Raw genomic sequence first — 12,835 nt, 5'->3', positions numbered from 1 at the left:
GCCAGCCTACATCTGGTCTATTCATCTCAATCTGTTCTATCTTCTGTCTTCTATAATAAAACAAAAGGAGGATATGTTTATGGTTTATTTGGCTTTTTCGGTTATGTGCCTGATCTTTGGCACTACTTTTCTCGCAATCAAATGGGGGATTGATGCGGGACTTCCCCCATTTTTCGGAGGGGGACTACGATTCTTCCTCGCCGGTCTGATCCTGTACAGCTTCATGCTGTGGAGAGGAAGAGCCACCCTGTCCCTGCTGCTGCGCAAAGAGATGATGCTGACCGGACTTGGGCTAACCTTCGGCACCTTCGCTTCCCTGTATTGGGCCGAGCAGTATGTGTCCTCAGGAATAGCCGCCGTCCTGTCCGCCACAGGCCCCATCATGATTCTGCTGCTCGGGTCCGTTACCCTCCGCACCAAGGTCAATCCCCTCGCCCTAGCCGGCTGCCTGCTTGGATTCGGAGGGGTGCTGCTTCTGCTGCTTCCCGGAGTGGCGGACCCGGTTGGCCCGCTCTGGATTTCAGCTTGTCTTATCATTCTGGTTGGCGAGGTGTTCTATGCGGGCGGGGCGCTCTATTCCAAGCAGGTCGCGAACCGGTTTAAGGAGGTGTCCCCCATTGCGCTGAATGCAGCCCAAATGATGTATGGGGGAGCAGGTCTACTGCTGATCTCCTTATTTACCGAAAAGGTTCATGGAGACTCTCTGCTGAATCCACATGCTCTGTACTCCCTGCTCTACTTGATTGTCATTGGTTCTATGGTGGCTCACAGCCTCTTTTACTGGCTGGTTGTGAAGACCACTCCGCTCTTCCCTTCCACATGGCTCTATATCTCTCCGGTAATCGCACTGGCGATTGGTACCGTCTTGTATAAGGAACCGGTATCCTTGACTACGCTCATAGGCGTACTTGTCATCCTGACCGGTCTCATACTTGTAAATGCTCCGGCACTCCGGCAGCTGCTGAGGCGGAAGCCTTCTGTTCCGAAGGCTGAGCAGCTCCAAAGTTAATTTTTAATCACTTCATACCAGAAGCCCGCGGCCAAGATGGCTCGCGGGCTTCTGGTATAGTTATGGTCATATGGCTTTTTATAGTCAAAAATAGCTTTAAGTCACATGACTTTGGAGCGCCTGGAACTCTGCGCATGGGCTGAACGCACGTCTCCCCGGCCGAGATTGCCCAGGCAGTGGGTTATAGAGGCGTCCCCATAAATTAGCTTGGCTGTAACAAGGATGAGAATCACATACAGAGCAATTGGCGTCAGAGTATACCACAGCGGAAGTTCACCTTCAACAATGAGGAAGGCCACTGCACCGCTGCCGAATAAATGCCCCAAAGTGAAATTATAAATAAAATGAGCGGCAACCGCCGGGTAAATCGATCCGCTCTTCAGGTATACATAAAGGAACGTGGAATTCATGATAAAGATCAGAATCGCGTATATCCAATCCAGTCCGTTAATTGCATGCATTAGGATCGCCGTCACACCGGTGATCAGAAACATCGGGAGAGGCCCGAGACTTTTCAGCTTAATGGCAAAATATCCACGCAGCAGTTCTTCATAAAAGGCATTCACGAACCAGCCTGCTCCGGTACACAGAAGCATAGGCACCAATTGGGCATTCTCGAAATAATGCACATTAAAGTAAGCCTTGAGCACACCGCCTTCGTCCAGGCTTTTTAAATAGACTAAATGAAGCACCAGGGTCATAACGACCGCTGTTACCGAATAGATCAGATGCTTGCGGTTCCACCCAAGTCCAACCAGGCGCACAGGCATCCGCTCGACTCTCCTTAAGTACAAGGTAATCAGGCCCAGCTCAAGCAGACCTGCCGCAAGATTAATAATCCCGAACAAATAAGGATGCTCGGGCCCGTCATATTGTCCGAGCCCAAGCGGGTATAGAATAAGATAGTTCAGCAGCAGGCTCATCAGGCACAGCAGAATCAGGCCCTTATAACCGCTTATTTTGTTAACCATCCAGGTGTTCCTTTCTTATATAACATCTTTGGTGTTCACATTCCTGATTGTCAGAAACGCTGTGATCACCCCTACCAGCCCTAGAGTTATAGGAATCGCAATAATATCGCTGAGGTTTACGCCGCCGTTGTTTGAAGAGATTAATCCCACAACCAGGAAAGATGAGATAATTGTCGCCGGAGTAGAGTACTTTCTCATCCCGAAGAATAGGGGAATCAGGCTGATCCCGCCAGCAGACAACGAAGTGATCAAAACCTTTATAGAGGTTTGAGCAAGTATAGTTGACGTTAGCGGCTCTTCAATAATATTGAAGAAGCGGTCCACTACAATGATAAGGGCATCAATAAAGGCAGTGGACAGAAGTATGGTAACCACCGTAAATACAAATATGATCATCAGCTTGGCAGCAAGAATTTTCTTGCGGCTGATAGGATACATGAACATCAGTTGGATCGTCTTCGCTTTATACTCATCGATAATCATCCGCGACATAATTGCGGATGCGAAGATCACAAAGGTTACCTTGACTATAGTCCCGGCCATGTCGAAAAGTCCCTCATACGTTTGCAATAAGCGATCCATCTCTTCTATTCCACCATAATAGACTAAGGAGAGAAAAGCAATGATCACCAGATTAGCGATAATCACACCTTTGATATAACCGCCCATTCTGTTCTTCTTCAGTTCTAATCGGATCAGCTTAAGCAACGCCTTCACCTCCTTGAACAAGCTCCATGAAGTAATCCTCAAGTGAATTCTTCTTAATCGTCAGTGATTCAATATCCACATTCTCATTCACCAATCCCTTGGCCAGTTCCCCGCGGGACATTCCGTCTGAATAAATACGGATAAGCTGTTCGTTAACCACTTTGTAATTGAGGATGTTCAGCTTGCTCTCCAGCACATAAGCTGCCTTTCTGGAATCACTTGTTGTCAGCTCGATATATTCCGTATTCATATCCCGGATAGAACTCATCGCCACTTCCTCTACGAGCCTCCCGGAACGGATGACCCCGATCGTATCGGCAATCTGCTCAATCTCGCCCAGAATATGGCTGGATACGAGCAGGGTTATTCCGAACTGTTGGCTGAGCATCTTGAATAGATCACGCATTTCCTTAATTCCCACCGGGTCCAGCCCGTTGATCGGCTCATCGAGAATCAGCAGATCAGGTTTGGTAATCACCGCTCTGGCAATGCCCAGACGCTGCTTCATCCCAAGGGAGAAATCCTTCACCGGTTTCTTCCCCAGGTTCTGCAGGTTCACCAGTTCCAGCGCATCCTTCACCGCTTTCTTGTCGTAGAATCCCATATACTCGCAGTGCAGGTCCAGATTATCCTGAGCGGTTAACCGCTCATAGAAGAACGGATACTCGATAATGCTCCCGATCCGCTTAAGAACCTGGAAAGAGTCCTCGCTTAGCTTCTCCCCAAACAGTTCAATTTCTCCCCCTGTCGGCTTGATCAGGTTCGTAATCATCTTCATAACGGTTGTTTTGCCCGCTCCGTTAGGCCCGAGGAATCCGTAGATTTCCCCTTGTGTAAGCTTCATGCTCACATCCTGGACAACATCTTTGCCTTGAAAAGTTTTGGTCAAATGGCTGGTTTTAAGAATGTATGTCATTTTTCCTGTCTCCTTCGTTGATTCTCTTAGGCCGTAGCAGCACCGCAGCCGCTGGTCTCTATACTTACATTTTAAGGAGCGGAATTCTCTTTTTTATTAATCGATTCTTACATAATTCTTAAGTATAGATAGCTACACTCTCATCCTGGGGATTCGGATACTGAATACTGTGCGCTTATACGGTCTGCTCCTCAGGGAGATGCTCCCTTCCAACTGTTCCACCAGCCGCTTCGTGATTGTCAGTCCCAATCCGCTTCCCTCATAGGACTTGTTTCTCGAATCATCCAGGGTGTACATCCGCTCGAACACTTTGTCCTGATCGCTCTCCTTGATGCCCCTTCCCCGGTCCCATACTTCAATGACAATCTCGGATTCCAGAGCCTCCACATTCAGCCCGATGATCTTTCCTTCGTTTCCATAGCGGATTGCATTGGAGATCAGGTTATTCATGACCCTGTTCAGGGCCTCCTCATTAGCCAATGCGACTACTGGATTCTCAGGAATCTTAAGACTAACCTCCATCCCTTCCGTCACAATCAGGTCGTAGAAGGAGAGAATACTCCGTCGGCACAGCTCCCCCACATTGACCGGGGATAACGGCAGCTGCTTGTCTCCCGATTCAAGCTTGGCCAGATCAAAGAACTTGTTGATCAGCTCCAGCACTTCCTCTGCCTTGCCATGGACCTTACGCAGCAGCTTGTCCCGCTCTGCATCAGTCAACCGCTCGTCCTGTATCACAGTCTCAATGGAGCCAAGTACGACCGTAAGCGGTGTCTTCAGGTCGTGCGAAATGTTGGAGAGCATTTTGCGCATAGACTGCTCCAATTTTCTCTGGGTGATGCTCACCTGATAGGTGTCATTAATAAGCCGGTTCATATCATTAAGAAGCTGCTGAAGATGCTTATCGTCCGTGAATACCAGCAGACTCGAATTACTGTCCGACTCCTTCAGGCTGCTAAGAGCTTCATGAATCTTGACTAAATCCCTGGAGCGCTGCCTGTTCTTCATCATTTGCAGAACAAGCCCGGCTAAGAGAAGCGCCACAAATACAGATAGCAGCGCCACCATCTCAGAATTCCCCCAGCTTGTAGCCGATTCCCCACAGAGTCACGATATATTTCGGATGTGAAGGATCGTCTTCAATCTTCTCCCGCAGTCTCCGCATATGTACATTAATGACGTTCTCATCCCCGTAGTAGTCTTCGTTCCAGACAAATCCATAGACCTGGGACTTCGTGAAGACCCTGCCAGGGTTTGTCGCGAACAGCTTAAGAATGCCAAATTCCTTGGCGGTCAGCTTGACTTCCTGCCCCTTCTTCGTTACTGCAAAATTGTCCAGGTCCAATGTAAGCTCCCCCAGATGAACGAGCCGGCCAGCAGCCGCGTTCTGCCGTTCCGCCACAGCAGGGTAGCCTGCCCGCCTAATGGCCGCCTTCACTCTTGCCGCCAGCTCAACCATCGAGAACGGCTTGGTAATGTAGTCATCGGCTCCAAAGCCGAGACCGAGGGCCTTATCCACATCGCCATCCTTAGCAGACATGATCAGAACCGGCACCAGACTCTGGTTCCGGATCAATTGAAGCACATCTGTACCGCTACGCCCCGGCAGCATCAGATCCAGGAGAATGAGATCATAGCTGCCCTGCTTAAAGGCAGTCTCGGCTTCAATCCCGTCGAACACCGCGGTTACGTCATACCCCTCCCGCAGCAGATAGTCTCTGACCATCTCGCTAATCGACAGGTCATCTTCAACTAACAGCACTTTATTACTCAATATTTCCCCGTCCTGTTCCTATGGAATACCCGCTCTTTTAACCTTAACACTCCACTGGCGCATCCCACAATATGGAGTTCAAAAAAATAAGGAGCTGTTGGTTTTACGATTTCTTGAATTAAAAAGAAGCCGTCCTTGGGAACATGGAGGTATCTGGCAACCATGACAAAGGAAGGCTTCTTTTGTACATTCAATATACCCTGCACCAACCGGATCTGCCTATAGGCTAATCCGCGATACTCGCTGGTGCGCTTGCAGCTTTCTTGGATTTACCATTAACAAGCCAGATGCCCATCAGCACCATCCCCATGCCAGCCACCATAAACCAGGTAAGGCTTTCATGCAGCACCAGACACCCGGAGATAACACCGACGACCGGAACCAGCAGCAGCGAGATAGAAGCCTTGCTGGCTTCAACCTTGGACAAAATATACGACCACATGACAAAAGCGAGAGCGGAGCCAATCACCCCAGCGAATACAACGTATACGACAGGCATCAGACCCCAATGACTCTCCCCATGCTCGAAAGCGAAGGAATACAGCAGCAGCCCTGCGGCCCCAGCCACCATCTGCCAAGTCGTAAACTGAAGCATATCACATTGGCTCAGCTTTTTCTTGATGATCAGATTGGACAGCGCCCAGGACAATCCGGAAGACACCGCGAGCAGCATGGCTCCCGTGGTTCCCCCAAGATGCGCATCCATGGCGATGAACAGACCGGCAATCCCCACGATAACGCCCACCAGCTTGCGAAGCTGCAGCCGTTCGCCGGGCAGCCAGTAGTGAGCCATCAACGTCAGCCAGAGCGGCATGCTGTACGTAAGCACAGAAGTCAAGCCTGCGCTGAGATCTACCAGAGACAGCTGGATAGCCAGATTGAAATACATCGTCTGCAGCAGACCACAGATCAAGTACCACAGCATGTCTTTCCCGCGCGGAAGCGGCACTTTCTTGAACCAGCATACCAACAGAAGCACTGCGGCTCCTAAGGCAAAGCGGTAGCCTGCAAACAGCACCGGAGGGAACACATCACCCGCCAGCTTCATAAATACCCAGTTGTAACCCCAAATCAAACATAAGAGACCAATTAAATAATTCATGATATTAAACACCTCTGGTAACAACCATACACCAATAGGGCAGGTTAGGCCAGTACCAGAGCATGGGTATTTTTAATCAAGTGCACGCACAGTCTGTCGCTCCACGATATGGTGAGGAACCGTTGTATGCTTGGCAGCCTCCCCGGTCTCGATCATATAAATCAGCTTCTGGCAGGCCTCACTTCCCATCTCAATAAGCGGCTGGTTCACGGTTGTAAGCGGCGGAACAACCATTTCCGCCAGTTTCACGTTATCATAGCCAATTACCGATAAATCATCGGGAACCCGGACCCCATGCCGGGCAGCCATGGACAGCACCCCAATAGCCATCTCATCACTCGCAGCAAACACCGCCGTGCAGCCGGGCGCTTTAACGAACAACTGCTCCGCAGCTGCGCATCCGCTGTCGAACCCGAAATCCCCATAAAACATATATTCCTGCCGGAATGGGATATCATGGTCTGCTAGCGCTTTCATATATCCTTCAATTCTGGGAAGCCCTGCAATAGGGTCAGCCTCGCTGCCACTGATCATGGCGATATGCTTATGGCCCTTATGAATCAGATATTCCACAGCCTCGTAAGCGGCACGCCGGTCATCCACTTTAACATAGGGCACGGAAGGGATCTCTGTCTCCGAGGAGACCAGCACCACAGGAATTCTCATCGCTTCCATAGCCTGATAATATTCTTCCTTAAGCACCTCACTAGAGAATACAATCCCGTCCACCTGCTTCTCCCGAAGCACCTGCAGACATTTCAGTGTCCGCTTTCCGTCTTCATCTGTGTTGCATACCACAACACTGTAATTATGAATATGGGCGAACTCCTCCACCCCGTGCAAAATTGCAGAGGAAAAGGAGCTGGATACGTTAGGGAACAGAACACCGATCGTCTGGGTGCGTTTATTGATAAGTCCCCGGGCAATAGCGTTCGGCTGATAGCCCATTTCCTCAATAGTACGCAGCACCTTCTGCTTGGTCTTGTCCGAGTATCCTGTCAAGTTGTTCAGAACCCGGGATACCGTCGCAATAGACACATTCGCCTTCTTGGCCACATCTTTAATCGTTGGATTCATATATGCATTCCTTCTTACTTCATCTCTATTCTTTTCATTCATCCCAGCCAGCAATGATACGGGCCTACATCCTGAATTTTCCTGTTCTACTCAGCATACCTCATTTTGTGATAAACGAGAATAGACTATCCCTATTCTGCATTTGACGGCTTGGATCGGTAGAATTCCTATGATTAAAAAAGCCTGCGCCCTATCCATCCGAAGACATCTAAAGGCGCAGGCGTATCAGCTATAAGTCAACCATTGCTATCCCTGAAGCTTGTAGACCCTGGCTTCATAAGGACGCAGCTCGAACTGCCGGATATCTGAACCCGGTTGAACATCATAGTTGCTGATCAGCAGCTCTTGGCTTGAGAAGGTGATCTGCTCAGGCAGCTCGAATTTAGCCGGTTCCTCATAGAAGTTCAACACAACCAGCAGCTTGTCGTCTCCCAGCGTACGAAGATATGCATAAACCTGCTTATCTTCCTCACAGAGAATCTGGTAATCGCCATAGACGATGACTTCATGCTGCTTGCGAAGCTGAATCAACCTTCTATAATAATGGAAGATCGAATTCGGATCAGCCATAGCCTTCTCCGCATTAATCTCCTTGTAATTCGGATTCAGGGTAATCCATGGAGTACCTGTAGTGAATCCAGCCTGAGGCCCGCCGTTCCACTGCATCGGAGTCCGTGCGTTATCCCGGCCTTTGCTGTAGATGGACTCCATAATCGATTTCTCATCCTTGCCAGCCGCGATATATTCCTTGTGCATATTAAGAATTTCGATATCCTTGTAATCCTCAATCGATTCAAAACGCACATTGGTCATCCCAAGCTCTTCCCCTTGATAGATATAAGGGGTGCCCTGGAGTGTGTGAAGCAGAGTTGCCAGCATCTTGCCGGACACGTTATGAAGCTGTGGATTTGAATCATTCCCAAAGCGGGAGATCATCCGGGGCTGGTCATGGTTGTTCAGGTACAGGCTGTTCCAGCCGTTGCCCTGAAGAGCGGTCTGCCACTTGGTCATTACCCGCTTGAAGTCGGCCAGTGTCCATGGAGTAACCTCCCATTTGCCGGTCGGCCCGCTGTCGATGCCCATCAGCTCGAACTGGAACACCATGTTCAGCTCTCCCCGGTCCTTGCCCACGAACAAGGCCGCATCTTCCGGTGTCACATCAACCGTCTCTCCGACGGTCATCACGTCATATTTCGAGAGCACCTCACGGTTCATCTCCTGCAGGAACTCATGAATGCGCGGACCGTTGACGAAGTTTTTGCCGCCAAAATGATACTGCCCCTCCGGCCCTTCGGCATCCGGCAGCTCCTGCACTTTGGAGATCAGGTTGATCACATCCATACGGAAGCCGTCGATGCCTTTATCCAGCCACCAGGTCATCATGTCGTAAACTTCCTTGCGGACCTTCGGATTCTCCCAGTTTAAGTCCGGCTGCTTGCGGGAGAACAAGTGCAAATAATATTCATCCGTCGTCTTGTCATATTCCCAGGCGGAGCCGCTAAAGAAAGAGCCCCAGTTGTTTGGCTCCCGTCCATCCTTGCCGGGGCGCCATATATAATAATCACGGTAAGGGTTGTCCTTGGACTTGCGGGACTCTACAAACCACTTATGTTCATCGGAAGAGTGATTGACCACCAGGTCCATAATCAGCTTCATACCGCGTTCATGAAGCCCGTGCAGCAGCTCCTCCCAGTCCTCAATCGTGCCGAACTCATCCATAATAGCCTGATAATTGCTGATATCATAGCCGTTATCGTCATTCGGGGATTCATAGACCGGGGAGAGCCATACCACGTCGATTCCCAGCGTTTTCAAATAATCCAGCTTGCTGATAATCCCCTGAAGATCGCCGATCCCGTCTCCGTTGCTGTCCATGAAGCTCCGGGGATAAATTTGATACACAACGCTTTCTTTCCACCATTGTCTCTCCATCGTTCATTCTCCTCTATCCATATATAGTTGTCTCTCCTAGCACCATAACAGGCTTATTTGATAGCCCCCTGGGTAATTCCGTTGATAATCCATTTCTGGGCGAATAAGTATACAATCACCATCGGCGCAAGTGCCAGCAGATAAGAAGCAAATGCAAGGTTGAAGTCGGTGCTGAACTGTCCCTGGAATACATACTGCACAAGCGGAAGGGTATACGAGTCCTGATCGCCCAGCAGAACGAGCGGCAGCAGGAAGTCATTCCAAGAAGACAGACAGGACAGAATTCCGATGGTGGCATTGATTGGAGCCAGCAGCGGGAAAATAATTCTCCAGAACGTTCCCCAGGTCGATGCCCCGTCTACCGTAGCCGCTTCTTCCAGCTCATAAGGAATGGAGCGGATATAACCTACATACACAAATACATTAAAGGCCAAACCGTAAACCACGTACAGAACAATCAGACCCGGGATGTTGTTCATGTTGAGGTCGGTGGTTTCCTTCACAACCGGAAGCATGATGATCTGAAACGGGATAAACATCGCGCTGATAAAGTAAAAGTACAAGCCCTTGAAAAACTTCTTGTTCATGTTTCTCGCAATAGCATACGAGACCATGGAATTCGTCAGCAGGATGAACAGAACCGAGACAGCTGTAACCACGGCGCTGTTCTTAAAGGCTGTGAAGAAATCCGTCGCCTCAATCGCGTTCTTGAAGTTCTCGAAGTGCAGCCCCGTCGGCAGCGCGAACAGCGAGCGGGCCATCTCCTCCGGGTTCTTAAGTGCAATGCTGACGGTAATATAGAGCGGGAATAGAATGAGCAGAGATCCCAGCGCAATAAGGGCAGTTACCGGCCAATTCGTTGATTTTCTCATCACATTTCCATCTCCCGTTTTTGTAGAAATTTCAGCTGCAGTACGGAGATAACGATGATCACAATGAAGTAGATTACCGCGTTCGCGGACTGATAAGCGAATTCTCCGCCTTGAAATCCGCCTGTATAGATCAGCAGCGAGATAGACTGGGTTGCTCGGCCCGGGCCGCCGCCTGTCAGCGCTACGATCTGGTCGAAGACCATGAGCGCTCCCTTCATTGCCAGCACCATGTTAATGGTGAAGAAAGAAGCCAACAGCGGGAAGGTGATGCTCCAGAACTCTCTCCAGCGGCTTGCACCATCCAGGCTCGAGGCCTCATACAAGTCCTTGGGTATGGTCTGTAGGCCAGCCAGGTACAGAATCGTATTGAAGGCGATCCCCTGCCATACCCCTACGATGACGATTCCGATCCAGGCCCAATTCTCATTCCCGAGAATATTGCTGGACAGAAATGAGCTTCCCAGCTTACTGCCCAGAACAGGCAGCACATTCGCAAAGATATAGTTGAAGATGAAACCGACAATCAGGACGCTCAGGATATTCGGCAGAAAATAGACACCGCGGAAGAAGTTTTTGAACTTGATCTTGGCGTTCAGCCCAAGCGCAATCAGCAGACTCAACACATTGATCAGAATAGTGACCACAATGGCGTATTTGAATGTGAACAGATAGGAGTTCAGCACATTCTCATCCTTGAAGATGTTCGCATAATTCTTAAAACCGACGAAATCGAAGTTGTCACTGAAGCCGTCCCAGTTCGTGAAGGAGTAATAAATCCCACGGATGGCCGGGAACGTGTGAAAGACAAAGAACAGCACGAGAGCCGGTATAGTCATCAGATAAAAAGCAATTCGGCGCTTTGCCATAAGTAGGACCCTCCCCTGAAAAAACGGGAGAAAGGGACTGCTAAACCTTTCTCCACTCATGTATGCTCAATTATTTACGGTTAGCGACTTTGTCCCACTCGGTATCCAGGGAGTTCAGGTACGCATCAACGTCTTTCTTTTGCAAGAAGCCTTGGATAATCGTATCCACCTTCATTGCACCCGGAATATAGTGGTCGGCGAAGTCGGCCAGGTTGCCCTGCTCGAAGGATGGCTTAAGATCGGCCACACTTGGGTCATCCTGGGTCACACCCTGTACAGCCGGGAATGCCTTCTGCTCCGTGATGTACTGCTTCACATTATCCTGCTGAAGAAGGAAGTCGATGAATTTCTTGGCCTCTTCCTTATGCTTTGAGCTCTTGGATACTGTCAGCAAAGTGTCCACGCCGGACACCAGCTTGTTCTTGGCCGGATCATTGGTAGCCGGGAACGGGAATACGCCAAGCACAATGCCAGGATTCGCTTTCTGAATTTCCGGAATGGCCCATACGCCCTGCAGATACATGACAGACTCCCCTTTGGCAAAAGCCACGTTACCGTCGTTGTAGCCTTTACCGTACATATCCTTCTGACCGAAGGAGATCAGCTGCAGCTGCTTGTCAGCCACTTCGCGGAATTTGTCTTTGAAGGTTACTGTTCCCTCTCTACGCTGCTTGAAGAAATCAAGTCCAACAACCCCCGGCTCCAATCCGTTGAATGGGATCAGCGTTGTCCAGGAATCCTTCAGGGTCAGGTAAAATGGGGTTTTGCCCGCATCCTTGGCTTTCTGAGCCACCGTCATGAACTCATCCCATGTCTTAGGCACCTGTAGGCCAAGCTCTTTGAACAGAGCTTTGTTGTAGATGACCCCGTTCGCGTTCGTTGAGAACGGAATTCCGTTCAGCGTGCTTAGCCCGGTCTGAGCCTTGAGCATTTCAAGATAGGCTGGCTGAATGTTCTTGGTCAATGGATCACTCGTAAAGTCTTCAAACTGACCGCTCTTAGCCAGTGTGGAATACGTATCCGTCGCACCCAGTCCGATTACATCCGGGACCTGCTTTTTGGCCACGCGGGTCTTTAATACGGTCTCCGCATCGGGGGGATTAACCTGGGTTACCTTAATGGTTGGATTCGCAGAATTGAATTTTGCAATCAGCTTGTCAAAGGTCGCTTTGGCCTCGGTCTTATTCTGGAAGAACTCAATTTTGACCGTTCCCCCGGAGGCTCCGTCATCGCTCTTGGAGCCGCAGGCGCTCAGCATAGACACAGCTAGAACACTAGCTACCAGTGGTAAAATTACCTTTTTCATTTTCATCATGAGATCCCCCTGTATATAGTTGATGTATGACTGAGAGTGTGACAGAGAAAACGTTTACCTTATACTTAAAAAAAATAATACTCGGAAGTCCTACCTGTGTTCCCTTATTAACGTTCGTTCCTATTCCCCAGCTTGTGAGCTTAAACCGCTTTCACAACGCGGTTTGAAAAGACCGTCTATTCAGCGCTCAAATCGTATTCATCAAATTAAGAGCAGAAGCTGCCTTGATCCAACACCGCCTTCATTAATTGATTAAAGTAAACGTTTACTCTTTACAAATAAAAAAATGGCAT

The 12,835-nt window shown here is 49.5% G+C and carries 12 protein-coding genes; 1 reads left to right on the top strand and 11 read right to left on the bottom strand.

Features of this window, described 5'->3' with window-relative positions; genetic code table 11:
• Positions 1 to 79 precede the first annotated feature (79 nt).
• The gene (locus BN6628_RS03220; protein ID WP_068614153.1) at positions 80 to 1,009 is read left to right on the top strand and encodes a DMT family transporter; all 930 of its coding nucleotides are present in this window, start codon (positions 80 to 82) and stop codon (positions 1,007 to 1,009) included.
• A 101-nt stretch (positions 1,010 to 1,110) separates the two neighbouring features.
• On the opposite strand, the gene BN6628_RS03215 is transcribed toward BN6628_RS03220, so the two are convergent.
• The 11 genes from BN6628_RS03215 to BN6628_RS03165 all read right to left on the bottom strand — a co-directional run bounded on the left by BN6628_RS03215 (position 1,111) and on the right by BN6628_RS03165 (position 12,539).
• A complete protein-coding gene (locus BN6628_RS03215) occupies positions 1,111 to 1,980 on the bottom strand; it encodes a CPBP family intramembrane glutamic endopeptidase (RefSeq protein ID WP_068614150.1) in 870 nt (289 codons plus the stop codon).
• A gap of 15 nt (positions 1,981 to 1,995) precedes the next feature.
• Positions 1,996 to 2,688 carry an ABC transporter permease gene (locus BN6628_RS03210; protein WP_068614147.1) on the bottom strand — a complete coding sequence of 231 codons (693 nt, stop codon included), beginning with the start codon at positions 2,686 to 2,688 and terminating at the stop codon, positions 1,996 to 1,998.
• The gene (locus tag BN6628_RS03205) at positions 2,681 to 3,604 is read right to left on the bottom strand and encodes an ABC transporter ATP-binding protein (protein ID WP_068614144.1); all 924 of its coding nucleotides are present in this window, start codon (positions 3,602 to 3,604) and stop codon (positions 2,681 to 2,683) included. Before BN6628_RS03205 ends, BN6628_RS03210 begins: the two co-directional genes overlap by 8 nt.
• Positions 3,605 to 3,736: 132 nt before the next feature.
• Positions 3,737 to 4,672 (bottom strand): sensor histidine kinase, encoded by a 936-nt coding sequence (locus BN6628_RS03200; protein ID WP_068614139.1) that lies wholly within the window; start codon positions 4,670 to 4,672, stop codon positions 3,737 to 3,739.
• A gap of 1 nt (position 4,673) precedes the next feature.
• On the bottom strand, positions 4,674 to 5,378 hold the full coding sequence (locus BN6628_RS03195) for a response regulator transcription factor (RefSeq protein WP_068614136.1): 705 nt from the start codon (positions 5,376 to 5,378) through the stop codon (positions 4,674 to 4,676).
• Between the two features lie 226 nt (positions 5,379 to 5,604).
• Positions 5,605 to 6,480 carry a DMT family transporter gene (locus BN6628_RS03190; RefSeq protein ID WP_068614132.1) on the bottom strand — a complete coding sequence of 292 codons (876 nt, stop codon included), beginning with the start codon at positions 6,478 to 6,480 and terminating at the stop codon, positions 5,605 to 5,607.
• Between the two features lie 72 nt (positions 6,481 to 6,552).
• A complete protein-coding gene (locus tag BN6628_RS03185) occupies positions 6,553 to 7,557 on the bottom strand; it encodes a LacI family DNA-binding transcriptional regulator (protein WP_068614129.1) in 1,005 nt (334 codons plus the stop codon).
• Positions 7,558 to 7,803: 246 nt separating this feature from the next.
• Complete coding sequence (locus BN6628_RS03180; protein WP_068614126.1) at positions 7,804 to 9,489, bottom strand: glycoside hydrolase family 13 protein; 1,686 nt, start codon at positions 9,487 to 9,489, stop codon at positions 7,804 to 7,806.
• Positions 9,490 to 9,542: 53 nt separating this feature from the next.
• On the bottom strand, positions 9,543 to 10,361 hold the full coding sequence (locus BN6628_RS03175; RefSeq protein ID WP_068614121.1) for a carbohydrate ABC transporter permease: 819 nt from the start codon (positions 10,359 to 10,361) through the stop codon (positions 9,543 to 9,545).
• Entirely contained in the window at positions 10,361 to 11,227 is an 867-nt protein-coding gene (locus BN6628_RS03170) for a carbohydrate ABC transporter permease (RefSeq protein WP_068614117.1), read from the bottom strand. The genes BN6628_RS03175 and BN6628_RS03170 overlap by 1 nt, the downstream gene beginning before the upstream one ends.
• Before the next feature lie 70 nt (positions 11,228 to 11,297).
• Positions 11,298 to 12,539, bottom strand: coding sequence for an ABC transporter substrate-binding protein (locus tag BN6628_RS03165; RefSeq protein WP_068614112.1), 1,242 nt, complete (start codon positions 12,537 to 12,539; stop codon positions 11,298 to 11,300).
• Between the last annotated feature and the right edge of the window lie 296 nt (positions 12,540 to 12,835).

This window comes from Paenibacillus tuaregi (genome assembly GCF_900086655.1).
Classification (GTDB): Bacteria; Bacillota; Bacilli; order Paenibacillales; family Paenibacillaceae; genus Fontibacillus; species Fontibacillus tuaregi.
This window is presented reverse-complemented; position numbering and strand designations above follow the sequence as displayed.

What these genes read in the sequence shown, in the direction of transcription:
- BN6628_RS03220 (WP_068614153.1), top strand. Translation starts at nt 80, where the DNA reads ATGGTTTATTTGGCTTTTTCGGTTATGTGCCTGATCTTTGGCACTACT.
- BN6628_RS03215 (WP_068614150.1), bottom strand. Translation starts at nt 1,980, where the DNA reads ATGGTTAACAAAATAAGCGGTTATAAGGGCCTGATTCTGCTGTGCCTG.
- BN6628_RS03205 (WP_068614144.1), bottom strand. Translation starts at nt 3,604, where the DNA reads ATGACATACATTCTTAAAACCAGCCATTTGACCAAAACTTTTCAAGGC.
- BN6628_RS03200 (WP_068614139.1), bottom strand. Translation starts at nt 4,672, where the DNA reads ATGGTGGCGCTGCTATCTGTATTTGTGGCGCTTCTCTTAGCCGGGCTT.
- BN6628_RS03190 (WP_068614132.1), bottom strand. Translation starts at nt 6,480, where the DNA reads ATGAATTATTTAATTGGTCTCTTATGTTTGATTTGGGGTTACAACTGG.
- BN6628_RS03185 (WP_068614129.1), bottom strand. Translation starts at nt 7,557, where the DNA reads ATGAATCCAACGATTAAAGATGTGGCCAAGAAGGCGAATGTGTCTATT.
- BN6628_RS03180 (WP_068614126.1), bottom strand. Translation starts at nt 9,489, where the DNA reads ATGGAGAGACAATGGTGGAAAGAAAGCGTTGTGTATCAAATTTATCCC.
- BN6628_RS03175 (WP_068614121.1), bottom strand. Translation starts at nt 10,361, where the DNA reads ATGAGAAAATCAACGAATTGGCCGGTAACTGCCCTTATTGCGCTGGGA.
- BN6628_RS03170 (WP_068614117.1), bottom strand. Translation starts at nt 11,227, where the DNA reads ATGGCAAAGCGCCGAATTGCTTTTTATCTGATGACTATACCGGCTCTC.
- BN6628_RS03165 (WP_068614112.1), bottom strand. Translation starts at nt 12,539, where the DNA reads ATGAAAATGAAAAAGGTAATTTTACCACTGGTAGCTAGTGTTCTAGCT.